The following is a 26,632-nucleotide window of genomic DNA, read 5'->3' as shown; positions in this document are numbered from 1 at the left end:
CCGCCGTCGTCACCCGAGTGACGCACCGGGTTTGCGCGGCCCGGGAATGCGCGGTCGGCTCGATCGGCGCCCTGCGTCCGCGATGTCCCGGGCGTTCGCCGGCCGGTGTCACCCATGGCTCTGGGGGCAGGCGAGCGAGGTACGTACGGAAACGAAAGGTGTCCCATGGAGCTCGGACCGAACGGAACCCGCGCCTACCGGCGCGCGGCCGACTACGTGGCCGCCGCGCTGATCTTCCTCCAGGACAACGTTCTGCTGCGCGAACCGCTGCGCCGTGAGCACCTCAAGCCCCGCCTGCTCGGCCACTGGGGCTCCTGTCCGGGCATCACCACGACCTACGCCGCCCTCAACTCCCTGATCAGGGAACGTGACGCCGACGTACTCCTCGTCACGGGGCCGGGACACGGCGCCCCGGCCAACCACGCCAACCTCTGGCTGGAGGGCACGCACGAGCACTACGACCCCGCACTGGCCCGCACCGAAGAGGGCCTGCGCGAGCTGGCCCGGCGCTATTGCGCGCCCGACGGCTTTCCCAGCCACCTCTCACCCGCCCTCCCCGGCACCCTGCACGAAGGCGGCGAGCTCGGCTACGCGCTGTCCACCGCCTTCGGCGCCGCCCTCGACGCCCCGGACCGCCTCGTCGCGTGCATCGTCGGCGACGGAGAGGCCGAGACGGGTCCGACCGCAGCGGCGTGGCACTCGACCAAGTTCCTCGACCCGGTCACCGGCGGTGCGGTCCTGCCGGTCCTGCACCTCAACGGCTACAAGATCTCCTCTCCCACCCTGTTCGCCACGATGACCGACGGCGAACTGACCGCACTGTTCCGCGGGTACGGCTGGGACCCCCGCATCGTCGACATGACGCAGGATCCCCACGGCGAGTGGATGACCGGCGCCGTACGCGACGCGCACACGGCCATCACCGGCATCCAGCGCCGAGCGCGCGCCGGTGATGCCCCCGAGCGGCCGGCCTGGCCGATGATCGTGCTGCGCAGCCTCAAGGGACAGGGCGCACCCGCCGAGGTCGGCGGAAAGCGCATCGAGGGAACCTTCCACGCGCACCAGGTCCCCCTTGCCGAAGTCCACGACGACCCCGAACAGTTCGAGGCCCTGGAAGCCTGGCTGCGGTCCTACGCCCCCGGCGAACTCTTCGACGAGAACGGCCGGCCCCACCCCGACGTCGTAGACGTGTGCCCCAGGGGAGACCGGCGCATCGGCATGCAACCCGCGGGCGACGGCGGCCGGTTGAGGGAGCCCCTGCCCCTCCCGCCCCTCGACCCGTACGCGGTCGACGTCAAGGAAGGGCCGGGCAGCGTCTCCGCCGGCCCCAACGAGGTGCTCGCCCACTGGCTGACCGAGATCGTGCGCCGTACGGACACGCGCCGGGACTTTCGGATCGTGTCCCCCGACGAACTCGCCTCCAACAAGCTCGACGGAGTCCTCGACGCGACGGGCCGCGCCTACGCCTGGCCCGTCGACGAGTACGCCGAGAGCCTCTCCCGAGACGGACGCGTCATGGAGGTGCTCTCCGAGCACAACTGCCAGGGCTGGCTCCAGGGCTACCTCCAGACCGGCCGGCACGGCCTCTTCCCGACGTACGAGGCGTTCGCCTCCGTCGTCGACAGCATGCTCAACCAGTACGCGAAGTGGCTGAAGATGTCCGCCGAGGTGCCGTGGCGCACCCCGGTCAGCAGCCTCAACTACCTCCTCACCAGCGAGGGCTGGCGCCAGGAGCACAACGGCTACAGCCACCAGGGCCCCGGCTTCATCAACAACCTTCTCACCAAGAAGAGCACCGTCACAGGCGTCTTTCTCCCGCCCGACGCCAACACCCTGCTGGTCACCATGGAACGCGTCCTCGCCGACACCGGCAGGGTCAACCTGGTCGTCTCCGGCAAGCACCCGGCCGCACAGTGGCTCGGCCTCGACGCGGCGCGCAGGCACTGCGAAGCGGGCGCCTCGACCTGGCGCTGGGCCTCCACCCACGACGGCGAGGACCCTGAGCTGGTCCTCGCCTGCGCGGGATCCATTCCCACCGTCGAGACCCTCGCCACGGTCCAGCTCCTGCGCCACGACCTGCCCGACGCCCGCATCCGCGTCGTCAACGTCGTGGACCTGTGCGCGCTCGCCCCGCCGGACCGCCACCCGCACGGCATGCCCGACACCGAGTTCCGTGCCCTGTTCGGCTCCGACACCCCCGTGCTCTTCGACTTCCACGGCTACCCCTCGGCCGTCCACCAGCTCCTCCACGGACGCCCGAAACCTGACCGCTTCCACGTCCGCGGGTACGTCGAGGAGGGCACTACCACCACCCCGTACGACCTCCTCGCCAGCAACGGCGTCTCCCGCCACGACCTGGCCGCCACCGCCCTGGGCCGACTGCGCGGACGCGCCACCGTCACCGGCGACCTGGCCGCCGCACACCTGCGCCACCGGGACCGCCTGCGCGAAGAGATCCGCCGCACCGGCACCGACCCCGCCGAGATCACCGAGTGGAAGTGGCAGGCATGACCGGCCGGGAGACGACCGCACAGGACGGCACTGGCAGGGATGCGACGGGCCGGGAGACGTCCGGCCGGGAGACGTCCGGCCGGGATGCGACCGGTCGGGAGACGACCGGTCGGGACGGCACTGGCAGGGATGCGACGGGCCGGGAGACGTCCGGCCAGGACAGGACCGGTCGGGACGCGACCGGCCGCGAGACGTCCGGCCGGGACGGGGCCGGCCAGGAGCCGAACCTCCTGGTGGTCGACGCCGGTTCCTCCAGTCTGAGCCTCACCGTCCTCGACGGCGAAGGTCACGAGCTGACCGCGCAGCACCTCACCGAGGCCCCCGGCCCCGAAACCCCCGCCGTCCTCGCCGACTTCCTCAAGGACGCCCCGCCCGTCGGCGCCACCGGCCACCGCATCGTCCACGGCGGTCCGCGCCTCCTGCACCCCACCGTCGTGGACGACGACGTACGTGCCGAACTCGACCGCGTGGCCGAACTGGCTCCCCTGCACGTTCCTCCGGCGCTCACCGCCCTGGACGCCGCCCGCGCCCACCTCCCGGACGTACCGCACGTCGCGTGCTTCGACACGGCCTTCCACGACGGACTCCCTCCGGCCGCCCGTGCCTACGCGCTGCCCCGCGAGTGGCGCGAGCGGTACGGGCTGCGCCGGTACGGATTCCACGGCCTGTCCTACGCATGGGCCCTGCGCCGGGCGGCCGAACTGCTCGGCAGGCAGACAGACTCCCTGCACGTCGTACTGGCCCACCTGGGCGGCGGCTGCTCGGTCACCGCCGTGCGCGACGGCCGCAGCGTGGACACCAGCATGGGCTTCACCCCGCTGGAAGGCCTCGTCATGAGCAAGCGCAGCGGGAGCGTCGACCCGGGACTGCTGCTGCACCTTCAGACCTCGGCCGGCCTAAGTGCCGCACAGCTCGAAGACGCTCTGAACCACGAGTCAGGCCTCCTCGGCCTCTCCGGTACGTCCGGAGACACCCGGGACCTTGTGCGCGCTGCTGCCGGAGGGGACGCGGAAGCCGCCTTCGCGCTCGACGTGTTCACCCTGAGCGTGCGCCGGGGCATCGCGAGCGTCGCCGCCTCCCTCGACCGGATCGACGCCCTCGTGTTCACCGGGGAGATCGGCGAGGACCAGCCCGAAGTGCGCGAGGCGGTCTGCTCGGGGCTGGGCGTTCTCGGGGTCACCGGCGGTCTCACGTCGGACAACCGAACGGACGACGCCGTGGTGAGCCCGCACGGCGCGGCCGTGCCTGTCCTCGTGATCACGACGGGCGAAACCCGGCAGGTCGAGGCGGAGACGCGTGCCGTGCTCGGCCGGACAGGTGCGAAGGGCTGAGCTGTACGTCGCGTACCCGAGCGGGTGCGGGGGCACGCATCGGCGCCCCGCCTGGCGGCCCCTGCACGGGGCGGGTACCCAGGAGAGGAGAGGTGGACGCGCTCCAAGGTCTCCGGGAGAGGAGACGTGGACGCGCTCCAAGGTCTCCGGCCCATCGACGGTGGTTCCCGTTCCGCGGTCCCGTTCCGCGACGGTGGTCGGCCCGCGACGCACACGTGTGCAGGGTCACCCGTTCGGCTCAGCCTGTGGTGGGTACTCGCGGCGCCAGGGTCGCGATGGAGCAACCGGTTCCACAGGTGCGCGAGAGTCCGGTTCGAGAGATGTGAAGGGTGAGGCATGACGACGTACGGCTATTTCCTGTCCTCCGAGGAGTTCGCCCCGGCCGAACTGCTCTCCCAGGCCCGCGCTGCCGAGCAGGCCGGATTCCAGGCGCTGGCGATCTCCGACCACTTCCACCCGTGGAACGACGAACAGGGCCAGAGCTCTTTCGTCTGGTCGATGATCGGAGCCATCTCCCAGGTCACGTCGCTGCCCGTCACGACTTTCGTCACCTGCCCCACCGTGCGCATGCACCCTGCGATCAACGCGCAGGCGGCGGCCACGGCGGCAGTGCTGACCGGTGGGCGCTTCCGGTTCGGCCTCGGCACGGGGGAGGCGCTCAACGAGCACATCCTCGGGGGCCCCTGGCCGGAGGCACCGGAGCGCATGGAGATGCTGGAGGAGGCCGTCCACGTGATGCGGCGGCTGTTCACCGGCGAGCAGACCACGCACCGTGGCACGCACTACACGGTGCAGAACGCCCGGCTCTACACCTTGCCCGACGAGCCGCCGCCGCTCTATGTGTCCGGGTTCGGCCCGCAGGCCGCCGCGTTGGCCGGGCGGATCGGCGACGGCTTCGTGACGATGGGGCCGGACGCGGAACTGGTGGGTCAGTTCCGCCGGGCGGGCGGCGGGCGCAAGCCCGTGCTCGGCGGACTGAAGGTCTGCTGGGGCACCGACCGGGCACAGGCGCTCAAGACCGCTCACCGGCTGTGGGCCAACGAGCAGTTGCCGGGCGAGCTGCCCCAGATCCTGCCGACGCCCACCCACTTCGAACAGGCTTCGAAGCTCGTCACGGAGGAGTCGGTGGCGAACGCCGTCGTCTGCGGCGACGACGTGGACGCACATCTCGGTGCGGTGAGCGCGTTCGCCGACGCCGGCTTCGACGAGGTCTACGTCGGCCAGATCGGCCCCGACCAGCAGGGATTCTTCGACTTCTACCGCTCTCGTGTCCTGCCGCGGCTGCAAGAGACCGCCCGCAGGGACTGAAGCGGTCGCCGCGACAGTGCGGCGAACACCTCAACGAGACGAAAGGCAGTCATGCACCTACGCCTACGCCGCCGCCGTCCCACGCTCACCCGCTGGCAGCACTGGCGCTCGGGCCCCGCCCTGCGCACCCCCCGCGGAGCGGACGACGTGGAGAACGCCAACCGCAGGTTCCTGCTGTACGGAGTCCTGCCGCTGTGGTTCGTCCCGGCCGTCGCCGACTGGATGATGCACCGCCGCTCGGACATCGAACACACCAGCGGGGTACGGGAATCGGCCGTCCACGCCCTCATGATGACCGAGGCCGGGGTGCCCGTCGTCGCAGGTCTGACGGCCAAGGTCAACCCGCTGGTGCTGTCACTGATGGGCGGTGCGGCCGTCGCCCACGGCGCGACCGCGCTGTGGGACGTGTCGCTGGCCACCGACAAGCGCGAGGTGCGCCCCGTGGAGCAGCACATCCACAGCTTCCTCGAAGTGCTCCCGCTGACGGCCGCCGCCTTCACCACGTGCCTGCACTGGGACCAGGTCAGGGAAGCGCTCAGGGGCGGTGGCCGGGCCGACGACTGGAAGCTCGTCCCCAAGCAGCGCCCCCTGTCGGCCGGATACCTCGGCGCGATCGCCGCCGGGGTCGGGCTGTGCGTCGTCCTCCCGTACGCCGAAGAGATGATCCGCTGCGTACGGGCGCGCCGGGACCATGACGCCGACGCCCCCCGGTAGCGGCGTGTCCGCCGCGCTGCGTCTGTTTCCCCTCGGCGGCGAGGGCCCCGAGCACGTCACAGGCGACGGCGCCGGCGGCCTCCTCACCGGAGTGGCCGACGGCCGGATCCTGCGCGTCGATCCCGCCACCGGGCAGGTGCGGGAGGTGGCGGACACCGGCGGCCGGCCGATGGGCATGACGATGCGGGCCGACGGCACGCTGCTCGTGTGCGACGCCGAACGCGGCCTGCTGGAGGTCGACCTCTCCAGCCGCGCGGTACGCGTGCTGCTCACCGAGGCCGAGGGCGAACCACTGGGTCTGTGCAGCAACGTGGCGGAAGCCAGAAACGGGACGGTGTACGTGACCGACTCCAGCACCCGGTACGGCCTGCGGGACTGGAAGCGGGACCTTCTGGAACACGTCGGCACCGGCCGCCTGATCCGGCTCGCACCCGACGGCTGTGCGGATGTCCTCATCGACGCCCTCCAGTTCGCCAACGGCGTGGTCCTCACCGCGGACGAGTCCTACGCGGTGGTCGCCGAATCCGGCGGGTACCGGCTGCTCAGGGTTCGGCTCGACGGTGCGGAAGGACAGCACGACGTACTGGCCGACGAACTGCCCGGCTTCCCCGACAACCTCACCCTCGCGGCCGACGGCCTGATCTGGGTGGCGCTCGCCGGACCACGCGACCCGCTGGTCGACCTGCTGCACCGGGGCCCGGCCGCCCTGCGCCGTACGCTCGCGCACCTGCCGCCCCGGCTGCTGCCGGGCCCGCGACCGTCCGTACGGGCGCTCGCCCTCACGCCGGAAGGCCGTACGACGCACGACGTACGACGCACCCCACGGGGCTTCCGCATGGCGACCAGCGCGTACTGCTGCGAGGGACGGCTGTGGTTCGGCAGCCTGCGGGGGAGAGCCCTGGCGGCGACCGATCTCCTCCCGCCCCGTGCCCCCGCACAAGCCTCCCGGGACGGCATCCGGCCCTGAGCCGTGGGCGGACGGAATCCGCGGACGGCCCCCTCTCCGGGCATGCCCTCCCGCTCGACGGCTACTGGGGACGGGACACCCACCGGCGACTCGGGAGGGATTCATACGGCGGTCCGGCAGCGGGTGAACGCGCCCGCTCACGGGCCCGAGGAGTTCGCCGCGCGGCCGACCGTACGCCGGGAGAGCGGCCCTTCGCCGGGTGGCGGCGGCCACCGCCGCGGTGCACCCGCGCGCGGCGTCAACGGCCTTCTCGCGGCCTGGGGGAGGGCCGACAACAAGCCCGAGTTCATCCAGTCCCGCCACGAGGAGATGTCCGCGTTCCAAGGGATCGGCTACGCGAAGTTCTCCGGCAGGGCCGGCGTCACGTGCCCGTCGTGGCAATCGTCGGGCAGACCAACCGCAGCGCCCTGGGCGGCTCGTACCAGCGGCAGTTGCTCGGGGACCGTGACCCTCTCGCACCAGCCTCGGCATGTCCTCCTTCACGCCCGTCCCCGCCGACGAGGACCTCATGAAGGCGGCCGAGATCCTCAACGCGGGCGAGAAGGTCGCCGTACGCGTCGGCCAGGGCGCCCGCGGAGCACGCGCCGAGGTCGAACAGCTCGCCGACACACTGGGTGCGGGAGTGGCGAAGGCGCCGCTCGGCAAGGACACGCTGCCGACGACCTCCCTCCCGTATGTCACCGGTTCCATCGGGCTCCTCGGCACCCGGCCCTCGCCTCGTACGAGCTGATGCAGGGCTGCGACACCCTCCTGGTCATCGGCTCCAGCTTCCCGTACACCCAGTTCCTCCCCGAGTTCGGCCAGGCACGCGCGATCCAGATCGGCATCGACCCGCACATGATCGGACTGCGCCACCCCTCCGAGCCGAACCTCGTCGGCGACGCCCGCACCACCCTGACCCGGCTCCTCCCGCACCTGCGGCAGAAGCCGCACGGAAAGTGGCGCCAGAAGATCGAGAAGGACGCCGCCCGCTGGTGGGAGGTGAGGGAGCGGCGCGCCGCCGTCGACACCGACCCCATCAACCAGGAGTACGTCGTCCACGCCCTCGACGCACTGCTCCCCGACGACGTGATCCCCGCCGTGGACTCCGGCTCGGCGGCCAACTGGTACGCCAGGCACCTGCGTCTGCGTGGCGCGATGCGCGGTTCGTTGTCCGGAACGCTCGCCACGATGGGCCTCAAAGTCCCGTACGTCATCGGTGCGAAGTTCACACACCCCGGGCGGCCCGCGATCGCACTCGTCGGGGACGGGGCGATGCAGATGAACGGCATGGCCGAGCTGATCACTTCCTGCCCTCCCAGTCGATCCCCGACGTGCCCTGCGCGGACTTCGCCCGCTCCATCGGGCTCGACGGCGTACGCCACGCTCGACCAGATCGAAGCAGCGGCCACCGCGATCCTCGAGGGCGACAGCGACCGCGCGGACGTGGTGAAGCAGGGCTTCAAGGCGAAGGTGCAGGAGATGCTGCCGGGCGGACGCAAGGACATGTGACGCCTTCCGGCAGGTCTCTGGCGGGCGGCAGTCGTACGTCGACACCTCGTTTTCGGTCCCCCGGGGGCCGCAGGGCTGCTCCCCCGCTTCCTGCCGGCCAGCGGCTGCTGAGAGGTTTCTCCCCCGCCAGGCGAGCCGATTTCGCCACCTCTGGACTTTATGCACCTGTGGGTTCATGAACGAGAGGGAAGCGGGCACCCGCATCGCAGCGGAGGGGGAGGAAGACCCTCCGGATCAGGCCCGGCGCCCCTGCCAGGTCGAAGACGACGAGGAAGGATGGAGTGGCTGTGTCGAAGGTCGAGGAGTCCGTCGAGGTCGACGTGCCGGTGCGTACCGTCTACGACCAGTGGACGCAGTTCGAGTCGTTCCCCCGGTTCATGGACGGGGTTGAGCGGATCGAGCAACGCACCGACAAGATGACACACTGGATCACCAAGATCGGCGGTGTGAGCCGGGAGTTCGACGCCGAGATCACCGAGCAGATCCCCGACGAACGCGTCGCGTGGAAGGCACTCGGCGGTGAGGTCAAGCAGGCCGGCGTCGTCACCTTCCACCGACTGGACGAGAAGCGGACCAAGGTGATGCTGCAGCTCGACTACGACCCCGAGGGTCTGGCGGAGAATGTCGGCGACAAGCTCGGCGTCGTCAAGCGGCAGATCACGGGTGATCTGAAGCGGTTCAAGGCGTTCATCGAGGACCGTGGCCACGAGACCGGTGCTTGGCGCGGCCGGGTCTGACCCCCAGACTCATCCGCACCGGTCCCTCGGGAGAACCAGCTACGCCCGCAACCGAAGAAGACCCGACGCGGCCCCCGCACAGCTCGTGCGGGGGCCGCGCCCTGCCCCGGTCACTGACAGTGGCCGTACCCGCTACTTCCGGTTGAGCCGCTTTCGGGTGCGCATGAGAATGATGAACAGGGCAACCCCATGTGGTTGACGGTGACGTTCCCCTGCGGCGCGCTGTGCCGCCCTGTCAGTGAAAGGCAGTCCGGTCATGATCACTCCCAGCCCGCAGGTGCTGCGCCCGCTCCTTGCCCGCTACGCGGAGGCCCGGATCACCGCGAAGAGCAACCCGAGCGAGAGTGTCCGCCGCACCTTGGAGGATGTGTCGTACACCCTGTGCGTGTTGACCGGAACCTCACGCGTCGAGGTAGCCCTTGAAGCGGCCGACCTGATCCTCCAGCCCGCTGCAGCGCCTTCGGATGAGGCGGTCTCCACCACCCTCGCGGCCTGAACGAGAGGATTTGGGCCTCCTCCTGGGCCTGCCGACCGGAGTGCACATCGGATACGGGCCGGGCCCGTCGGGCGGCCCACGCCCGCACAACCGTGGGCGTGGCGGGCCGGCGGCCGCCGTGGACGGGCTGATCGCCGGCGTCGGGGCCGCCGTGCGGTACGTCGGGCCGGCGCAGGCCGACCTGGTCAACGGGCTGTGGCCGCCGGGCGGCCGGCCGCCGCCGGGCCCGGCCTCTGCCTCCTCGCCGCCCAGCAGCAGATGCTGGCCGTCCCTGTCGTCCTGGCCTCGCGGTATCCGGCCATGTTTCCGCTCTCCGCCGACGCGGAGACGGACGCGGTCGTCGTGGGCGCAGGCATCGCCGGGCTCAGCACCGCTTGGGAACTCGTCCGAGTGGGGCCCGTGTTGTCGTCCTGGAGGCCGACCGGATCGCCGCCGGTGTCACCGGCCACACCACCGCCAAGGTCTCCGCCCTCTCCGGGCTGGTCTGCGACCGGCTGCTCAGCACCATGCCTTCTCGTGAGTTGACGGACGTAGACGTCGTGCGCATCACCACTTCCCACGTTGCCCTGCAACGCGAAGCAGGGGCCCTGACGGCCGAACGCTCACGCGACTGACGCGCATGGGCCCTGCCGAAATGGACCAACGCCCAGTCGGGGGACGGGTGAGAAGGCCGGTGGTGTCGGCATTCAGGCCCGAGAAACTTAAGGTCGAACCAGGGCTTCCCCACCCGGAACGGGAATCTTTAAAACCTGATCCTTTGGGTACTCGGGGAGGTGCGGGGGGCACCTCGATTCAGGATCCTGAAAAGCTCCCGCGCAGCGCCGATCCATGTCACCATGAGTGACGAGTCGGCAATATCTGGGGGACAGCTATGTCGAGGATGAGCAGCGTAGACCGTAGGAAGATTTGGATCTACGCCCTGGGGGTATTGAGCGCCGTAGCTTTGGCCGTTGTCGGGGTCTTTACCGTGATGTCGATCGTCGGCGGAAGCAGCAACACCTGCCACGGTGCCGTTTGCGGTGACAACAACAACCACAACAGTGTGGGAAGCCAGGAACCCGGCAGGTGAGGGAGGTGCGTTCGCTCCCCGCGCTTGTTGCTCTCTGCTGTGCTGTCAGCCTGGCCGGTTGCACCAACAACAACTGCACCGGCTCCATCTGCGGCAACGACAATGACAGGAGCCGTGTAGGGGGAACGCAATCCCCCAAGACTCCAGTCTCCAAGTCTGCGACGCAGAAGATCAAAGAACTGAACGTGGGACTGGATGTGGATTTTTTCGAGAGAACACTTGGTCGAGAGAACCGTGTTTCCACCTATGCGGGAGACACGGGTGACTTCTCTATCTACGAAGGAGAAGGTGGCGCGGTTCGCCAACTGACCGCAAGGATCTACAAGGTAGAAGACTTCTACGTGCAAACGGGGGCGAACAAGGCAGGAACTGTGGTCGTCATGGTGATCCAATCCTGCAATCCGAAGGTCAAGGTCACCCTGCCTCGCCAAGGTGACCCGGTAACCCTCAACGAGACGCGCTTCGTGGAAATGTCACCGGCACTTCCCAAGAGGGCCCGCTACAACGTCCCCGTCTCCAACCCCGGCGAGTATCTTGAGTTCTCTTCCCCTCTGGGGGTTGATCACGGGGTGGCAGAAGTATGGGGTGCCGGACCCGCCTGCAACAGCGGCTGGGCAGGGAATGGGGATGAGCCCATCATCAACTGGATAGAACCGCCCATAGGGGCGGTGGGGCCTTCGGTCGAGGAATACAACCCCGGCAAGCCGAAGAGTGACCCATGGAAGGAAGTCGATCGCTTCCGCAAGGGGAAGGTTCTCAATCTGTACGGGAAAGCGTCACCCGTATACAGAGCCGAGGACTTTCCACTTCTCCCGGGGCACGGTACTCCTGAGCAAATAGTTACGAGGCTGGAACGGCCCACCGCCCACAGCGGCTCCCCCGGTGCGCTGACGTGAACAGTGCCCGCGCTTACGGGAGACTCAAAGGCGGGTGGGCTGTGGGATTATTGCTGCTCTGTCTGGTGGGCCTGACTTGCTGCACGACCAGCAACAAGTGCACCAACTCCATCTGTGGGAGCGACAACGATCAGGGGCACGTGGCGGTTGATGCGCGAAGTCCTGCCGCGCGCGTCAACACCTCATACCTTGCAGACCTGATCCGCAAGGGTCCCTTCCTGGAGCCCCTTCCCAGGCCACTCCTGGTCAAGGGAATCAAGGATGTCCAAATTGCGGATGGATCGTCGAGGATCGATGCCGTGGCACTGGAACTGGAATGGCCATCAAATCCGGAGACATTTGAGACAGGAATCAACGCAAGTGCTCACTTGGAGACCTATCGAGAAGTTGTGGATGCTAAAAAGCGGAGTGAGCGTCGATTCAACATGCTGCGCGACCAGTACAAAGAATTCGGAGCGATCCACGGAACTCCGGAGGGGTTCTTCCTCTCTGGCAACCACGAGACCATTGCCGGAGGGACTCGCGGATACGTCTACGTCGAGGCGTACTCGCTCCCCGATGCCAACGCGTTCATCCCGGTCGCCACGGGAACGGTCAACGCGATGCTGAAGTACGCGGACAAGATGACTGCTCTGGCGACCGGTCCGCAATAGCAGCACCGATTCGGCGCGGGCCGACGGCCAAGCCGCACATGGCGGTGAAGCCGGGCTGAAGGGGCTCTGCACATCAGTCTGCGCATCACGCTGGCGAAGCCGGAGCTGCGGGCTGCGTTGCTACAGCGCTCAGTGAGCCCATCCCAAGCCATCCCAACCTGGCGGAAATGTCCATCAGTTGGGCCGGCCTGCAACATGGTGAAGCTCCCGGCGGGCGGTGTCACGACCAAGATCCAGCTTGCGCCCCTCAGGAGAATCTAGGTTGAGACAAATGTACGGCCGAGCCAACTTCGACCTCCTGCGACGCCGCATCCTTCTCTCGCCGTGATCCACCAGTCGGAACCCCCAAATCAGCGCCAGAGCCCGGAAATCGAGCCAGAACCGATCCCGGCAACGGGCGAATCACCGTCGCCGGTGAGGGCCGCCCGCTCGACGACCCCACCCGCAGGCCCGTCCGGGACTGGCTCGACCACCGCCGAACCCGCTGGCCGTACACCGCCAACCCATACCTGCTGATCACCCAGAAGCCGGCCGTCGAACTCGGCCCGGCGGGCAAGCTCTGGACCACCCGGGCCACCCGCGACCTCCCCGCGATCCTGGAGCGACTCCGCATCGACCGCCAGTTCGAAGAAGCCCTGACTCACGGACCCGACCCACTCCACCTGTCCCTCGTCTTCGGTATCGACGAGAAGACCGCGATCCGCTACGCGGACTCCGCACGGGCCCTCCTGGTGCAGGCCGCCGAGCCCCGCCCCTTGTCCTCACGCGAACCCACAGGTCCATCCCGAATCAAGGCAGTGGTCCCTCAGGTTCGCGCTGAAGAACCTTCCACTTCCGTGAACTCGCGGGCCTCATGGCCCTGTTCTCGTACGGCCACCGCCAGGTGGCGTGGAGATCTGAGTGACTTCCGTAGCCTTCGTTCCCCTGCCCCGACTCTCGTGGAGCCGACGGTGTCCGGCCCGCGTACCTCTCAGCGAGGCAACCGCAGCCCGGGCGTGACACGGGCTCGCGGAGTCCTGACCGGAGCCCTGACGGAGGCAGCGTTGCGCGGGTTGCCCAAGCCGGGGGCGGGGTTGGTTCAGTCGCCCTGGCTGTTCGTTCGCTCGGGCAGAGAGAACATCAGGGCCCACATCGCGGCGAGGGCACCGCCGACCCACCACAGCACACTGGCGAACGCGTCGCGGTTGATCGCGGCTTCGGGCGAGCCATCGGTGACGGAGAAGAACCCGAGGGCGGTCAGCGTGGTGCCGAGAGCCATGCCCAGGTGCATGGCGGTGTTGAACAGGCCGGAGGCTGAACCGGCGTTCTCGTGCGGGACCTTGGCGAGGGTCAGGTCGGCGAGTGGTCCGCCGATCATGCCGAGGCCGAAGCCGATCAGTACCACGGGGACGGTCATCGCGAGGAGGGTCAGGTCGGCTTGCTGAATGCCGGTCTGGAGTCCGTAGGCCGCCATCGAGGCGAGTGCGATGAGGGCCCCGGCCTGGGGCAGGAGACGCCCGAAACGCCCGGCGATCTTCATCGCGACCGTTGCGCCGGCCAGCTCGCCGAGAGCGAGCAGCACGAAGGCCGCGGCCGCCCTCAGCGGACCCATGCCCAGGCCGCGCTGGAGGTAGAGCGTCCAGGTCATGAAGAACAGGCCGCACAGCAGGCCGAGCAGCAGCTGCGCGGACAGGCCGCCGGAGAACTGCTTGCCCCGGAAGAGGGCCGGCGCCACGAGCGGGGCGTTGTCCTGCCTGCGCCGCTGGTGGTGCACGAAGACGCTGAGTACGAGGAGACCTGCGGTGAGCATGGCGAAGCACCACAGCGGCCAGTGGTGGGTGTGACCCACGGTGAGGGGAACGAGGAGCAGGACCACGGCCAGTGCGGACAGCAGCATGCCGGTGAGGTCGAGCCGGTCGGCCTTCTGTGCGGTCGACTCGGGAATGAACCGGCGTCCGAAGATGATCACGGCGAGGCCGACGGGCACGTTGATCAGGAAGACCGGCCGCCAGGACAGCCCGAACAGGTCGACCTCGGTGAGCACGCCGCCCAGGACCGGGCCCAGGACGGATCCGAGTGACAGGACGGCCCCGTAGAGGCCGAAGGCCCTGCTGCGGTTCTCGCCGTCGAAGGTGACATGAAGGGTGGCCAGGACCTGCGGGATCATCAGGGCGACGCCGGCGCCCTGGAGCACGCGGGCGGCGACCAGGACCCCCGGGCCGGTGGCGAGTCCGCACAGCAGCGAGGCCAGGGTGAACACGACGGTGCCGAAGAGAAGGACCTTGCGTCGGCCGTGGATGTCGCCGAGCCGTCCGCCCGTGATCAGCCCGACGGCGACGGTCAGCGAGTAGCCGGTGGTCAGCCACTGCACCGCGGCCGGTCCGGCGTGGGTCGACGACTGGATCGCGGGCAGAGCGGTAAGGACGATCGACTGGTCGAGGATGTCCATGAGCTCGGCGACCAGGAGCACCAAGAGGGCGATCCAGGCCCCCAAGGCCATCTTCGACAGTCCGGGTGCCGGGTGGGTTGGGGTCTGGGTGGTGTGCTGCGGCTCGTTGTCGAGCGCGGAGGAAGACACGACGGGAAAACTCCTGATCCAAAGGAATCGGGGAGCCCTGCCGACAGCCGCACCGGGGCCGGAAAACACCAAAGCCCGGGGCAGACGGCAGAGCTGCACCCGGGAAGAAAACTGTGGGGAAGGGTGACGCAACTCAGGCCAGCGCGACGTCCGCCCCAGTACACGTGCGACACAACAGCACGAGGGGAACACGGACGACTACATGGCCTGGTTAATAAGACGTCACCTCAAGATCGACACAGAAGGAATAAGAACTCCGGTCACTGCCACCGACACCTCGGCACAGGAACCTCTTCACCATACGACACCCCCGGGCGCAGCCGCACACCAGATAGCCGACCCGCCCCGGGCCTTGCGTGGAACGTGGCGGAATACTCGGCGCGAGTCGGCCCAGTACTGCTCGGAGCCGGGAAGACCGGCGGCTTTACGCGCCCCCGATCGGGTAGAGCGCGAAGTCCGGGGTGTCTGGGTGGAGTTGCTCGTTACGGGTCGCAATTGCCCGGCCACATCCACGTCGACGTCGCCAGCGGTGCGAAAGCCTCCCGAACACGAACGACGGGTTAGCCTCCGCGCGGGCCCGCGGCCGGGTCGGCGGGCGTCGGCCGAAGCTCACGGCCGACCAGGCCGAGCTCGCCCAACAGCTCTACGACGCCCGGGAGAAGACCGTCCAGCAGATTGCCGGCATGTTCAACGTGCCCCCTTCCACGGTGTACGGGCACCTCGACAAGTCCAAGACCGTGCCCCGCCAGCCGACGAAGCCCGCCGCCGCGAAGCCCTGAAGGCTACCGGTGGGTTACTTGCTCCCTGGTGTCCGAGCCAGGACTACAAGGCCATACGAGGTGGAGCGGGTTGTAGTTGCGGTACAGGAAACGCCGCTGAGATTGATCACGGTCGGCCAGGCGGTGCGCCGCCTGACCGCGCTCCGGTGATCACCCGACAAAGGAGGTGCGGAGAATGCCGGGTGATCGAGGCCGGTATCGCCCCACGATGGGGGGCATGGAAGACACGACCTTGGTATCCCGTTTCCTCCGCGACGGCTTCGTGAAGTGGGAGGGCGCTGTTGCGCCGCGCGTGGCAACGGACTGCGCGCGGCTGCTGTGGCGAGCGACCAGGCTGCGACCCGGACACCCCGTCGACATGGACGCAGCCCGTTCACTGGGTGGGCGGCCTGGCGTAGGGGCCGTTCGCCGCCGCACCCAATCCCCCGTCGCTGCAGCGCGCGTACGACCTGCTCGTCGGCGCGGGACGCTGGGAGCCGCGCTACTCGCTGGGCACGTTCCCGTTGCGCTTCCCGCACGAGGAAGAACCGGACGACGCGGGCTGGCACATCGAGGGGAGTTATCTGCCGGAGGGCGAGAGCCGGTACTTCACCAGTCTGCGCTCCCAGGGCCGGGCGCTGCTGGTGCTGTTCCTGTTCAGCGAGGTCGGTGAGGAGGACGCCCCGACCCGGATCCGGGTCGGCTCACACCTCGACGTGCCGAAGGTGCTGGAGAAGTACGGGGAGAACGGGGCGAGCGGACTGACCCTCGCGGCGGGCCGACGGTGCGTACTCACCCGTGGAGATCGCGATCCGCCGGAGGCTGGGACAGGACACCCCGGTCCGGACGGGGCCGGCACCGACTGCAGCGCAGCGTAAACCTGCCGCCACCGCTGGCAAAGTGGCGGTGAGAGAAGAGGGAGGAGGCAGGGCATGCTGGAGCGGCTGAACCAGGCCATGGAGCACATCGAGTGCCCTCTCGACCAGGCCGCCGACGCGGAGGAGCCGGCACGCATCGCGGCCACCTCCGGTACCACCTGCGCCGGATGTTCTCCGCGCTCGCGGGCATGCCGCTGTCGGAGTACGCCAGGCGCCTTCGGCTCACCCTCGCGGCCGTCGCGTGGAATCGGGCCGGACGTCCTGGGGCCAACTGTTGTGCGTCTCGGCCCGGACGGCGACGTCGCCGAGGTCGCCGCCGCCCAGGTGCACCGGGTGGTCGTCGATCTGATCGAGACAGACCGCTGGCACCTCGGCGACAGGGACATCCTGATCGTGTTCGACGACGGCTACGACGGCCTGTGTATGGTCCACCTCCTGGCCAGGCTGCCGGTGGAGGTCCTGGGCCGAATGTGTACGGACCGGGTGATGCGCAAGCCCGTCCCCGGTTCCGTGGCTCTCCCGGCCGCCGGGCGGGCGGCCGCCGAAGTACGGCAAGGAGTTCCGCTTCGCCTAGGACCTGTCCGGTCGATCACCTCACGTCGATACTGGGACGGTCCGTGCCGGATGCTCGCGGTCAGAGATACGCCAACTCCATCCTGCCGGTGAACCGACCACCCACTTGCTGGGCTAGCCAGTGGACGCGGGCGGTCTGGGAGTCATTCGTGACGTGCACGTGGACGGTGTGGTCCTGTGACGGTTCAGTCTGATATAGGTCCCGTGAGTTCACCGTCAGCGTGAGATACGCGTACTTCTGCGAGACCTGTTCCAGGTCTGCGGCAGGAACCGCAGGCCATGCATTCAGATCCCAGCGAACAGCTGCGGGCTCTGGCCCCAGAGCGTCGATGAAGGGCTCGGCACGATCCAGCGGTCGGCTCCAGTCAAACACCTGAATCGGCAAACAGTTTGCAGGATCGGCACCGGCCTTCGATGAGCCGTGCTCTTCGCCGGCCGACGCTCCCCATTGGAGGTCTGGGAGTACGCGACGTACTCGCACGAGGACATCCGACGATCTGATCACCGCTTCGAAGTCGACTTCCGGACATCCACTTGCGATGCCCAGCAAAGTACGCACCGCACGTATGGCCTCGGACAGATCGGCGGTCGTAAGAACGGCAGCCGCAGTGGAGTTGCTCATCAGCGAACAATAGGACGGCAGCTTGCAGCAAGACCGGTCCGAGGGGGGCTTTGTCCTGACTCGTGCTCTGTCAGGACCGTAGCCACATGGCGAGCGAGGTGGCTGTCGCCGTGGCGAGGTAGACGTAGCCGCGCTTGTCGTACCGGGTGGCCACGGCACGGTGCTGCTTGAGCCGGTTGATTGCCCGTTCGACGGTATTGCGTTCCCTGTCGCAGTCCTCATCGAAGCCGGGTGGCCGCCCACCACGTGATCCTTGCGTAGGTGGACGGCCTGGCTGTCGGTCTTCTCCGGGATCGTGTGCCGGATGCCGCGGTGCCGCAGGTAGTCGCGGCACGGCCCGTTGCTGCAGGCCTTGTCCCCGGCGACGCTGTCGGGCTTTTTGCGGGGCCTGCCCGGTACGACTCTTGGGACGCGGATCTTCTCCAGGACCGGCTCGAACTGCGTGCAATCCGCCCGTTGGCCTGGTGTGACGATCAGGGACAGCGGGCGGCAGTGGCTGTCCGCGCTCAGATGGATCTTGGTCGTGAACCCTCCGCGTGAGCGACCCAGGCTCTCACCTCCAGCACCACCTCCACCAGGCGGGCGACGAGGCTCTGCACGGTGTCTCGTGCTGGTGTTCCTCTGACTCGTCCCCCTTTGAAGCAGGGGCCGGCGGTGGGTCGCTACGGGCACCCGCCGCGTGCTGATGCGCCCGCACGGTGGTGGAGTCGACTGAGACGTCCCAGTTGACCTCACCCGTCGCGTCGGCTACGGCCTGGACCTGCCGGAGAAGGTGTTCCCAGGTTCCGTCGGCCGACCACGGTCGGTGGCGTTCGTAGATGGTCTTCCACGGCCCGAACCGTTCAGGCAGATCACGCCAGTGAACACCGGTCCGAACCCGGTGCAGAATCCCGTCAATCACGTGCCGATGAATCCCGCCACCTGCCACAACGCCCATTACTGACCGGCAGGAACGGCCGCAGCCGTTCCCACTCGGCATCGCTCAGATCACCCCGCCCCATGACCACATCAACGACCTGCCCAGGGAGCAGTCACATGATCGCCCGGACAAGTCCTAGCCGGAGACCTGGGGTGAGCCGGACGCGGCCACGGCGCAGGGTCGGCGTACTTGAGAATGTGCTCGGTGAAGTACGGACGAACGCGCTCAGCGGGATGACAGGCTGTTCGCCCGGCTCGAGCGAGTCGTGGCACGATGACTCTGTGGAGAGTCCTGGTCTTTCAGCGCGTCGTCGCATGCTGATCGAGGCGGTCGTCGTGGTCGCGGCGCCTGCTTCGGACCAGGTGGTTTGGCTGGACAAATACGACGTGCCGCCGGACGAGATCGCCTTGGGCCTCGATGATGCCTTCCGCCTCGCTGGGCGACTGGTCGATGAGGGTCAGCTCAGTGGTGAGGTGTTGCCCTCGCTGCAGATGATCGATGAAGTTTTCAGCGAGATGTCCCAGGACACCGACGTGGATCGGTGGACAAGGGAGGCGTTGTTCACCGACGCCGGGTGGGGACGCGCCCGACAGTTGGCGCGAGAGGTCCTGGCCGCGGAAGGCGAAGGGACGTCTCCGCTGCCAGGCAACCGCATCATTCGATGAGCCCCCGGCCCGGCCCGCGGTCTAGGCTGCGGACTCGCGCTCGACGGCGCCGAACCGGTTCTTGAGTCTGTAGCTGGGGCCGTTGATGGAGACGACGTCGCAGTGGTGCAGGAGACGGTCGAGGATGGCCGTGGCCCGAACTTCGCCGCCGAACACCTGCCCCCACTCACCGAAGTTCCTGTTCGAGGTCAGGATGATCGAGACCTTTTCGCGCTTCGAGATCACTTGGAACACCAAGTTCGCCTCAGCGCGTTCAAGCGGTTGGTAGCCGACTTCATCGACGACGAGAACGTCGGGGCGAAGACAGGTGCGGAGGTTTGCTGTTGAGGCGGCCGGCTGCCTCCGCCACCCTCCACAGGCCGGCAGCAGACTGCCCACGATCAATCCGCGGTACGTCAAGAAGTGGGCACGTTCATCCGTACGTGACTGGGCACACTCACGTGTACGCCGACAATGCCGCCGCACATCGCGCAGCTCGTCGCTGGCCATCGCGTGATCGACACGACCATGGGCTACCTCGCGGTCCACCCCCGTGAAGTCATCGAAGCGCATCGGCCCTTCCTCACCCGCCGCCGGGCCGCCCGGCCTGGCGAGGAATACCGCACGCCTACCGATGAGGAAGGGGACTCCTTCCTCGACACTTCGAGAAGCGCAAACTCTCCATCGGCACCGGCGGCCGGGCCTTCTCCACCCCTTGCGTTCATGAGGTTCATGAGCACGCCTGTTTGAGATGCGCCATCCTCCGGCCTGACTCGGCCGAGCGTCCCCAGCTCGTCGAGATCCGCAACAACCTCATCGACTGCATCGCCGGAGCCAAACGGGAAGTCTGGCCCGGCAAAGTCGAAGGCCTCGAAACCAGCCTCCCCGGCGCCGAACACAAGCTCTCTCAGATGGACGCTGCCACAGCCCGCACGGCCACGGCGGTCGATCTCGGGATGCCCGGATTCACCCAGATCACCGGACGCGCCGGTGATACATGAAGACGGATATGCTTCGGCGACTCAGTAGATGGGGAGCGCAAAGTCGGGGGATGTCATGAGTCGGCCGTTGCTGTTCCTGGATGTCGACGGACCCCTGAATCCGTATGCGGCAAAGCCCGAGAAGCGCCCCGAGGGCTACACCACCCTCCGCGTTCCACAGGAGAGTGGGGCAGAGGGGGAGCCCGGGAGACTGAGGACCCGTATGCGGCCACTGCGGGTATGGCTCAACCCCAATCACGGGCGTGCGCTGCTGTCTCTCGGCTACGAGATCTGCTGGGCCACAACCTGGATGAGTGCCGCGAACAAGTGGATCGGACCTGTGCTCGGTCTGCCTGAACTGCCGTTCGTCGACTTCGGTAACGCCCTGCTCAACGAGCGCCCCGATGGCGTTCATTGGAAGTCCGAGCCGTTGGTGGAGTACGCCAACGGCCGACCGTTCGCTTGGGTGGACGACGAACAGGGCGACGCGGATCATGCGCACGTGGCTGCCCACCACCGCGCACCTGCCTTGCTCCATCACGTCAATCCTCGGATCGGTCTGCGGAATGACGACTTCACGACCCTCGCGGCCTTCGCAGTATCCATCGACACGTCGACCGCCACTCCCTGACGCCACTCCCTGAGCGGCAAGCAGCTGTGCCCAGATCAGAGAATCCGAGACCCTGATCACCTGGGCCGCCATCACTCTCATGAGCAGGCGCCTCGCGCGGAATTGAGGCCACCCCTGCCCTATGTCAGCGCGCGGTGGCTGCATACGCGGCGAGCGTGCGATTGCCGCGCGGTTTGGTGATGGCCCGGAGAACGTCGACCTGGCTCTCACGACGTTCCCCGGCTGCTGGTGCCCCCGGGGCCGACGGCCCGGCCCCGGGGCTTTTGACGGGACCGAGCTCAGCGAACGGGCTGCTCCGCCACGGCCGCCGCTTCCGGCCGCTCCTTCGGCTCGGTGGGGGCGAGGTGGAGGCCCTGGGCGTGGATGAGCACACCGGCCTGGGTGCGGCTGCGGGCGCCAAGCTGCTCCAGGAGCTCGGAGATGTGGCGTCGGCACGTGCGGGGGGAAAGCCCCAGGCGGCGTGCGATGACCTCGTCCTTCCATCCGTCGGCCAGCAGGATGGCCACGGTGCGCTTGATCTCCTCGGTGACCGTACGGGCCGCCACGGGACCGCTGTGGTAGGGGGCGGCCCGGTTCCAGGACTGCTGGAAGGCGTCGTACAGGAAGGCCACGGCCGAGGGCTGACGGATGACCACGGCGCCCCGGTGGCGGAACCGGTCGGGGATAAACGCGACGCGCTGGTCCACGATGATCATCTGGCCGGAGAGCTCGTCCAGCGTGCGGATCTGCGATCCTGCGGAGGTCACGGTACGGACGTAGTCCTGGGTGGGCTGGTGGAAACGTGCCGGATGCTGGTAGATGCTGCGGATCTTGATGCCGCGGTCGAGCAGGGCGAGGTCACGGGGCAGCGCGTCCGCGAGGATCTCAGGGGGGCGGCCGCCGCCGGGCTGGAGGGAGACCACCTCGGTGCGGCACTCGGCGGCGCAGGCGCTGATGGCGCTGCGTGCCGCGTGGACATCGGGCAGGAGTTCCAGGACCTCCTCGGAACCGGACCGCTCGTGCGCCCGGGGCAGCGGAAGGGCCTCCAGCGTGGCCCGGTGCTCCGTGAGCTGCTCCTGGTGCCGGCGCAGTTCCGTCCCGGTCCGGCGCAGGGCGTCCTCGTACGGGCCGATCAGGGTGGCGATCGCGTGGTGGGCACTGGCCGCCTCCCACGTTCCCGGCGCCGCACCCGGCTGCAGGAGCTGCCAGGCGCGCAACGCCGCCAGGCTCAGGGAGTAGGCCTGGGGCGTCATGCCGGAGGTCCCGGAGGCCTCGTTCGTCAGCGGCCCTTCTTCCAGGGCGTGATGGTAGAGCGTTACCGCGTCGCTGCCGAGCGGGGGGAGCGAGGGGGTGGCCTGCTGGCGAGAGTCGTCCTCCATGGGCGCCTTTCCTCGGAGTTGGCCGTGCAACGTGCTGCCGGAGTGCAGCTCCAGGCCGGGAGGAGTATCGCAATGGGCGTTATCGTTCCGCTAACGTCGACCAGGGGTACATCAGTTGGTCATCAGCCGGGTGCCAGGTCGACCGGATGCAGACCCGGCGTCTTCCACGGGGTGGGCTCGCTGCCAGAATCCCGTCCTGACGTACCGATCCACCGTCCGGGCCTCCGGGCCGCGGGAGCCGAGACTGCCCTTGCCCCTGCTGACTGCTGACTGCTGCACCGAGGCAGGACTGCCCGGGAGGCAGGAGGGCAGCGGCTTCGCCCTGTTCTTCAAGACTGGCGAGGAAGACCCGGACGGGCAGGCCAGTGGCCTGGGCACTCTGCCTGGTCACCGCCGGGCAGAGGGACCGACGGCGACCGAGTACGGGAAGCCCGTGCTGACCGGAAACGTCCCGCGTGTCTCCCCGGGCCCGTCGGCTTCGGCCGACCTGTGGCTGCACGACGGCGCGCCAACCCCCTGACGTGAGTCGAGCTCTCAGGACGCTTGGGCACCAGGCGCGGGGAGCCCGCGGCCGGTCCCCCAGTCGGCGGGCGTACAGCATGTGCCGTACGAGCGGCAGGCGCCGCTCAAGCGAACTCCCCTCCTGGTGCGTGAAGGTCGCCGGCACGTCACCTCGGACTTCCCTCAGGTCCTGGTCCCTCACAGGCGCGAAACCCGAGGGCGGTCACACCACACCCAGCCCCTGATACGGGGCCGACTCCTTCTGGTTTCAGAGGGTTTGGCTTCCCTCCGGATGGGCTGTGCCGTTTGTGGAGGGGTTCTGCGGGGGCGCCTGCGGGATGAGTTTCTCCCTCATTGCCCGGTTTTTTCTTCCGTCCGTATATGGCCTGCACATTCCGGACGGATTCACGCCATGGTTCCGGCGCGGGTGGTCCGGCAGTCTTTGTTCAGCGAGGGAAGCCCGCCGGGGGAGAGCCGGGAATGGGCGCCGAGAGGTATCGAGACCTGGGGAGACATGTTCGTGCACAGCATCATCCGAGCAGCAGCAGCAGCAGTAGCGGTGACGGCCTTCGCCCTGAGCGGTGCGGGTGGGGCACATGCGGCCGGCCACGCCACCGCTTATGCCGCCCCGGTCACCTCCGTTGCCGGGCCGATCAGCCCCCACGGCGACACCGGGTGGGGTAGTCCCTCCTGCCCGCAGGTGCCGGTCCCCGTGGGCTGCAAGCAGAACTAGCGCATCACCCTCGCCCCGGTCCCCGCCCATGGCCACGACGGCACTGCCGCAGAAGCAGTAGCCACGCCTTCTGCGGTGGCGGGCCCGGCCAGGCCCCTGCCGGGATGGTGCATCAAGACCCCCGCAGGCAGGAAAGGTTCGCACAAAGGGCCGTACGCCTGGCCGGGGCGACCCGCCACAGCCGGGTACCGGGCCCTTCCGGGTCCCGGCCCAAGAACCCCGACGTACCCCAGAGCGTTTCCGCCTACCGGGGGGGCCGCCGCGCGGCCGGGCCGTCCTCAAGACCGGCCTGCCCCTCAGTAGCAGCCGGCAGCCGGCAGCCGTGGGCCGCCCGACGGCCGGACCGCCGCCCGCCCTTCTCTGTCCCCGTCCCCGCCCGGCGGACCTGCCGATCCTCGACCGGCGGACTCGGTAAGTCCCGCGCGTACGGACCGACCGACCCGGCCCGACGCAGTTTCCGATGAAAGGTAGGTGTTTGTGATGGGCCTGACCGGGTTCGAACTCCACTGTCTTGCAGACCCCGTGTTCTTCGACGCCCCCGCGCGGATAGACGACGCACAGTCCCTGATCCGCCCCTCGGACCTGCGCGGCGGTGCGCTGCGCCGGGACGCGGCGGACGTGTGGACCCGGGTGGAATTCGACGGATCACGGGCACTGCCGGGGCAGGGATGGAAGATTCACGTCTCGGCGACGCCGGACCACGCTCAGCGGATCCTGGACACCGCGGCCGATGTGTGTGCCGAGCACGCTGTGCCGTACAAGTTCCTGCGCAGCACCCGCATGCTGGCGATGTTCAACTCGAAGTACGGTCTGCGTTCGTCGGCGGGCAAGTTCATCACCGTCTATCCGCACGACACCGACGAACTCGAAGTCCTCGCTGCGGCGCTGGCCGAGGCGCTGGAGGGCGAGGTCGGCCCGTACATCCTGTCGGACCTGCGGTGGAACGACACCAGCCCGGTATTCCTGCGCTACGGCGGGTTCGCCCCGATGTGGACCCTGAACTCCTCCGACCAGCCGACGCTGGCGCTGGCGGACCCCTCGGGAACCATGGTCCCGGACGAGCGGTCCGCCGCGTTTCGCCCTCCGAGCTGGGCACCGATCCCCGCCTTCGTCAAGCGCAGGATGGAGGAGGTCGCCGGACTCAGCCGCTTCGACCTGCCCTACGAGATCGTCAAGTTGCTGCACTTCTCGGTCGGAGGCGGCGTCTACCTGGCCAAGCACCACGTCACCGGCGATCTCGTGGTCCTCAAGGAAGCCCGACCGCACTGCGGGCTGGACGCGAACGGCCAGGACGCAATGACTCGGCTGCGCCACGAACACGAGGTGCTGACCGCGCTGGCGCCGACCGGACTGGTCCCGAGACCGCTGGACTTCGCACAGCAATGGGAACACTCCTTCCTCGTGCAGGAATACATCGAAGGCGACACCCTCGCCAATGCCCTCCTCCTGCGCACCCCCCTCGTCCGCCCCGATGCCACTGCCTCCGACTACGCGCAGTACACCGACTGGGCCACCGAGCTGATCTCCCGGATCACGGCCGAGGTCGGACGCATCCACGAGGCCGGGTACGTCCTGGGAGACCTGCACCCGAACAACGTCATGGTCCGACCGGACGGCACCCTCGCCTTCGTCGACCTCGAAGCCGCGCACCCGATCGGCACCGCGCGCACCGGTTTGATCGGTGCACCGGGCTATGCCGCGCCCGTGCACGTCCAGGGCCAGGACATCGACCGGCACGGGCTGGCCGCCCTCAAGGTGCTCCTGTTCATTCCCCTGCCCGGCTTCAGCACCATGACACCCGGCAAGATCGCGGAACTGGCCGACTGGGCCCGAGAACGCTTCCCCCTGCCTCACACCTACATGCGGCAGGCGCTCACCGAGATCGAACGGATCACGGGCAGGGACACCGCGGGCGAGCCTGCCACAGCTGCCATGGCAGGACGGCCCTGGCAGGAGCAACGGCAGGCCCTGGTATCCGCCATCGCCGCCTCGGCCACACCCCAACGGCCGGACCGACTGTTCCCCGGCGACCCCGCCGCCAGCCGACCCGGCGGCGCCATCAGTCTCTGCCACGGCGCTGCGGGAGTTCTCTACGCCCTGCACGCCTCCGGCGCACCCGTGGACGAGGCATGGGTGGACTGGCTGCAGTCCGCCGCTGCGAGGACGATCAACGGCCCCCACCCGCCAGGGCTGTTCAACGGAGCGGCCGGAGCCGCCGTCGTCCTGGACCTGCTCGGCCGAACGAGCGCCGGCCACGACCTGCTCGCGCACTCCACGGCCGTCTGTGACGACATGCGCAGCCTCAGCCTGCTGACTGACAGGTCTCCCGGGAGTCGGTATCGCCCTGCTGCGCTTCTTCGCCCGCCACGGTGAACCGGCCCACCTCCGGGCAGCCGAACAGATCGCCGACCGGATCCGAGGCCTCCTCGACGAGCGTACCGAAACGCCCCATGCTGCCGGATGGACCTCCGGCTCCTCCGGCGCCGCTCTGTTCCTGATGAACCTCCACCGCACCACAGGTGACCCCAGACTCCTGGACAGCGCCGTCGAGTGCGTGCGCCGGGACCTGCGCAACTGCGTGGAGTTCAACGGCTCCCTGCAGATCAGCGACGGCTGGCGATCGGTCTCCTACCTGGGAACCGGCTCCACCGGCATCGGCATCGCCGCCCTGGAATGCCTGCGCCACCGCGAGGAAGCCGACCTGCGTTCCGCCGTCGAGGGCATCAACCGTGCCGCCGGCAACCAGTTCAGCGTGCTTCCCGGCCTGTTCCAGGGCCGCGCGGGGGCCGCCTACTACCTCGGCCTCCACCACCCGAAGGCCGGCGCAGACCTCCAGGGACACCTCACGGAGCTGTGGAAGTACGCCGTACCCCACCAGACCGGACTCGCCTTCCCCGGCCACTTCCACCTGCGACTGTCCATGGACCTGGCCACGGGGTCCGCCGGTGTGCTCCTCGCTCTCGACAGCGTTCGGCGCAACATCGACCACCTGGCCCCCCTGCTCGGCCTGAGCCCCGCCTCGGCCGCCTAGAGACCACCGCGACCAAAAGGGTCCGGTGCACGTAGATACAACCGAAAGGGAACTCACATGTCCGTTCTCGACCTGCAGACCCTGACCACCGCCGACAACAACAACGAGGAAGACAACGCGCTCGTCGGCAGCACCACCTCCACGATCTGCTCCTGGCACCCCGCCTGCGCGACCTACTAAGAGATCGTCTCATTTGGTCGATTGGGTAGTCTGGGCGCGTGATGATGGTCGAGCGTCTGGTCCCGGACGGGTTGTGGGAGTTGTTCCAGCGGGT

Annotated in this window: 20 protein-coding genes and 7 pseudogenes; 22 read left to right on the top strand and 5 right to left on the bottom strand. The window is 68.5% G+C overall.

Annotated elements, in window-relative coordinates; translation table 11 throughout:
* Positions 1–165 precede the first annotated feature (165 nt).
* The 11 genes and pseudogenes from AB0D18_RS21555 (at position 166) to AB0D18_RS21505 (ending at position 12,173) form a co-directional block, all read left to right on the top strand.
* Positions 166–2,511: a phosphoketolase family protein gene (locus tag AB0D18_RS21555; RefSeq protein ID WP_362420778.1), complete on the top strand. Its 2,346-nt coding sequence runs from the start codon at positions 166–168 to the stop codon at positions 2,509–2,511.
* On the top strand, positions 2,508–3,842 hold the full coding sequence (locus AB0D18_RS21550) for an acetate/propionate family kinase (RefSeq protein WP_362421140.1): 1,335 nt from the start codon (positions 2,508–2,510) through the stop codon (positions 3,840–3,842). Before AB0D18_RS21555 ends, AB0D18_RS21550 begins: the two co-directional genes overlap by 4 nt.
* 336 nt (positions 3,843–4,178) lie before the next feature.
* The gene (locus tag AB0D18_RS21545; RefSeq protein ID WP_362420775.1) at positions 4,179–5,150 is read left to right on the top strand and encodes a TIGR03557 family F420-dependent LLM class oxidoreductase; all 972 of its coding nucleotides are present in this window, start codon (positions 4,179–4,181) and stop codon (positions 5,148–5,150) included.
* 51 nt (positions 5,151–5,201) lie between these two features.
* Positions 5,202–5,864, top strand: coding sequence for a diguanylate cyclase (locus AB0D18_RS21540; RefSeq protein ID WP_362420772.1), 663 nt, complete (start codon positions 5,202–5,204; stop codon positions 5,862–5,864).
* The gene (locus AB0D18_RS21535) at positions 5,842–6,831 is read left to right on the top strand and encodes an SMP-30/gluconolactonase/LRE family protein (RefSeq protein WP_362420769.1); all 990 of its coding nucleotides are present in this window, start codon (positions 5,842–5,844) and stop codon (positions 6,829–6,831) included. The genes AB0D18_RS21540 and AB0D18_RS21535 overlap by 23 nt, the downstream gene beginning before the upstream one ends.
* A 234-nt stretch (positions 6,832–7,065) precedes the next feature.
* A pseudogene (locus AB0D18_RS21530) lies at positions 7,066–8,322 on the top strand (thiamine pyrophosphate-dependent enzyme); the annotation flags it as partial.
* 287 nt (positions 8,323–8,609) lie between these two features.
* A complete protein-coding gene (locus AB0D18_RS21525) occupies positions 8,610–9,059 on the top strand; it encodes an SRPBCC family protein (protein ID WP_362421138.1) in 450 nt (149 codons plus the stop codon).
* Positions 9,060–9,315: 256 nt separating this feature from the next.
* On the top strand, positions 9,316–9,555 hold the full coding sequence (locus AB0D18_RS21520; RefSeq protein WP_362420766.1) for a DUF5133 domain-containing protein: 240 nt from the start codon (positions 9,316–9,318) through the stop codon (positions 9,553–9,555).
* Positions 9,556–9,855: 300 nt separating this feature from the next.
* Positions 9,856–10,052 (top strand): annotated as a pseudogene (locus tag AB0D18_RS21515) (FAD-dependent oxidoreductase); the annotation flags it as partial.
* A 568-nt stretch (positions 10,053–10,620) separates the two neighbouring features.
* On the top strand, positions 10,621–11,520 hold the full coding sequence (locus AB0D18_RS21510) for a hypothetical protein (RefSeq protein ID WP_362420763.1): 900 nt from the start codon (positions 10,621–10,623) through the stop codon (positions 11,518–11,520).
* Positions 11,521–11,561: 41 nt separating this feature from the next.
* A complete protein-coding gene (locus AB0D18_RS21505) occupies positions 11,562–12,173 on the top strand; it encodes a hypothetical protein (RefSeq protein WP_362420760.1) in 612 nt (203 codons plus the stop codon).
* A gap of 1,078 nt (positions 12,174–13,251) precedes the next feature.
* Here the strand turns inward: AB0D18_RS21505 and AB0D18_RS21500 are convergent.
* Positions 13,252–14,730 (bottom strand): MFS transporter, encoded by a 1,479-nt coding sequence (locus AB0D18_RS21500; protein WP_362420757.1) that lies wholly within the window; start codon positions 14,728–14,730, stop codon positions 13,252–13,254.
* Positions 14,731–15,191: 461 nt separating this feature from the next.
* On the opposite strand from AB0D18_RS21500, the gene AB0D18_RS21495 reads away from it, so the two are divergent.
* The 4 genes and pseudogenes from AB0D18_RS21495 to AB0D18_RS21480 all read left to right on the top strand — a co-directional run.
* Entirely contained in the window at positions 15,192–15,509 is a 318-nt protein-coding gene (locus AB0D18_RS21495; RefSeq protein ID WP_362420754.1) for a helix-turn-helix domain-containing protein, read from the top strand.
* Between the two features lie 217 nt (positions 15,510–15,726).
* Positions 15,727–16,436, top strand: a pseudogene (locus AB0D18_RS21490) (phytanoyl-CoA dioxygenase).
* A pseudogene (locus AB0D18_RS21485) lies at positions 16,421–16,599 on the top strand (AraC family transcriptional regulator); the annotation flags it as partial. The pseudogenes AB0D18_RS21490 and AB0D18_RS21485, both read left to right, overlap by 16 nt.
* Positions 16,600–16,607: 8 nt before the next feature.
* Positions 16,608–16,937, top strand: a pseudogene (locus AB0D18_RS21480) (transposase); the annotation flags it as partial.
* Between the two features lie 63 nt (positions 16,938–17,000).
* Here the strand turns inward: AB0D18_RS21480 and AB0D18_RS21475 are convergent.
* Both AB0D18_RS21475 and AB0D18_RS21470 read right to left on the bottom strand, forming a co-directional pair.
* Positions 17,001–17,561 carry a hypothetical protein gene (locus tag AB0D18_RS21475; RefSeq protein WP_362420751.1) on the bottom strand — a complete coding sequence of 187 codons (561 nt, stop codon included), beginning with the start codon at positions 17,559–17,561 and terminating at the stop codon, positions 17,001–17,003.
* 70 nt (positions 17,562–17,631) lie between these two features.
* Positions 17,632–18,562, bottom strand: a pseudogene (locus AB0D18_RS21470) (IS5 family transposase).
* Positions 18,563–18,794: 232 nt separating this feature from the next.
* On the opposite strand from AB0D18_RS21470, the gene AB0D18_RS21465 reads away from it, so the two are divergent.
* Positions 18,795–19,145: a hypothetical protein gene (locus AB0D18_RS21465; RefSeq protein ID WP_362420748.1), complete on the top strand. Its 351-nt coding sequence runs from the start codon at positions 18,795–18,797 to the stop codon at positions 19,143–19,145.
* A gap of 21 nt (positions 19,146–19,166) precedes the next feature.
* Here AB0D18_RS21465 and AB0D18_RS21460 read toward each other — a convergent pair.
* Positions 19,167–19,448: pseudogene (locus AB0D18_RS21460) on the bottom strand (ATP-binding protein); the annotation flags it as partial.
* 422 nt (positions 19,449–19,870) lie between these two features.
* On the opposite strand from AB0D18_RS21460, the gene AB0D18_RS21455 reads away from it, so the two are divergent.
* Positions 19,871–20,125: a hypothetical protein gene (locus AB0D18_RS21455; protein WP_362420745.1), complete on the top strand. Its 255-nt coding sequence runs from the start codon at positions 19,871–19,873 to the stop codon at positions 20,123–20,125.
* Between the two features lie 55 nt (positions 20,126–20,180).
* Complete coding sequence (locus tag AB0D18_RS21450) at positions 20,181–20,735, top strand: hypothetical protein (RefSeq protein ID WP_362420742.1); 555 nt, start codon at positions 20,181–20,183, stop codon at positions 20,733–20,735.
* 278 nt (positions 20,736–21,013) lie between these two features.
* On the opposite strand, the gene AB0D18_RS21445 is transcribed toward AB0D18_RS21450, so the two are convergent.
* On the bottom strand, positions 21,014–22,093 hold the full coding sequence (locus tag AB0D18_RS21445; RefSeq protein ID WP_362420739.1) for a helix-turn-helix transcriptional regulator: 1,080 nt from the start codon (positions 22,091–22,093) through the stop codon (positions 21,014–21,016).
* Between the two features lie 1,021 nt (positions 22,094–23,114).
* Between AB0D18_RS21445 and AB0D18_RS21440 the strand changes: the two genes are divergently transcribed.
* The 4 genes from AB0D18_RS21440 (at position 23,115) to AB0D18_RS21425 (ending at position 26,538) form a co-directional block, all read left to right on the top strand.
* Positions 23,115–23,327: a hypothetical protein gene (locus AB0D18_RS21440; RefSeq protein ID WP_362420736.1), complete on the top strand. Its 213-nt coding sequence runs from the start codon at positions 23,115–23,117 to the stop codon at positions 23,325–23,327.
* A gap of 480 nt (positions 23,328–23,807) precedes the next feature.
* On the top strand, positions 23,808–25,700 hold the full coding sequence (lanKC, locus tag AB0D18_RS21435) for a class III lanthionine synthetase LanKC (protein ID WP_362420733.1): 1,893 nt from the start codon (positions 23,808–23,810) through the stop codon (positions 25,698–25,700).
* Entirely contained in the window at positions 25,642–26,358 is a 717-nt protein-coding gene (locus AB0D18_RS21430; protein ID WP_362421136.1) for a lanthionine synthetase LanC family protein, read from the top strand. Before lanKC ends, AB0D18_RS21430 begins: the two co-directional genes overlap by 59 nt.
* A 57-nt stretch (positions 26,359–26,415) precedes the next feature.
* Positions 26,416–26,538, top strand: a complete 123-nt coding sequence (locus AB0D18_RS21425) for a hypothetical protein (protein WP_362420730.1) — start codon at positions 26,416–26,418, stop codon at positions 26,536–26,538.
* The last annotated feature ends 94 nt before the right edge of the window (positions 26,539–26,632 follow it).

It is taken from the genome of Streptomyces sp. NPDC048442, from assembly GCF_040651475.1.
Lineage (GTDB): Bacteria > Actinomycetota > Actinomycetes > Streptomycetales > Streptomycetaceae > Streptomyces.
The sequence above is the reverse complement of the archived record's forward strand: the minus strand, read 5'-3'. Positions and strand labels throughout refer to the sequence as shown.

What these genes read in the sequence shown, in the direction of transcription:
- AB0D18_RS21445 (WP_362420739.1), bottom strand. Translation starts at nt 22,093, where the DNA reads ATGGAGGACGACTCTCGCCAGCAGGCCACCCCCTCGCTCCCCCCGCTC.
- AB0D18_RS21540 (WP_362420772.1), top strand. Translation starts at nt 5,202, where the DNA reads ATGCACCTACGCCTACGCCGCCGCCGTCCCACGCTCACCCGCTGGCAG.
- AB0D18_RS21520 (WP_362420766.1), top strand. Translation starts at nt 9,316, where the DNA reads ATGATCACTCCCAGCCCGCAGGTGCTGCGCCCGCTCCTTGCCCGCTAC.
- AB0D18_RS21450 (WP_362420742.1), top strand. Translation starts at nt 20,181, where the DNA reads ATGAGTCGGCCGTTGCTGTTCCTGGATGTCGACGGACCCCTGAATCCG.
- AB0D18_RS21555 (WP_362420778.1), top strand. Translation starts at nt 166, where the DNA reads ATGGAGCTCGGACCGAACGGAACCCGCGCCTACCGGCGCGCGGCCGAC.
- AB0D18_RS21535 (WP_362420769.1), top strand. Translation starts at nt 5,842, where the DNA reads ATGACGCCGACGCCCCCCGGTAGCGGCGTGTCCGCCGCGCTGCGTCTG.
- AB0D18_RS21425 (WP_362420730.1), top strand. Translation starts at nt 26,416, where the DNA reads ATGTCCGTTCTCGACCTGCAGACCCTGACCACCGCCGACAACAACAAC.
- AB0D18_RS21545 (WP_362420775.1), top strand. Translation starts at nt 4,179, where the DNA reads ATGACGACGTACGGCTATTTCCTGTCCTCCGAGGAGTTCGCCCCGGCC.
- AB0D18_RS21550 (WP_362421140.1), top strand. Translation starts at nt 2,508, where the DNA reads ATGACCGGCCGGGAGACGACCGCACAGGACGGCACTGGCAGGGATGCG.
- AB0D18_RS21475 (WP_362420751.1), bottom strand. Translation starts at nt 17,561, where the DNA reads ATGAGCAACTCCACTGCGGCTGCCGTTCTTACGACCGCCGATCTGTCC.
- AB0D18_RS21465 (WP_362420748.1), top strand. Translation starts at nt 18,795, where the DNA reads ATGCTGATCGAGGCGGTCGTCGTGGTCGCGGCGCCTGCTTCGGACCAG.
- lanKC (WP_362420733.1), top strand. Translation starts at nt 23,808, where the DNA reads ATGGGCCTGACCGGGTTCGAACTCCACTGTCTTGCAGACCCCGTGTTC.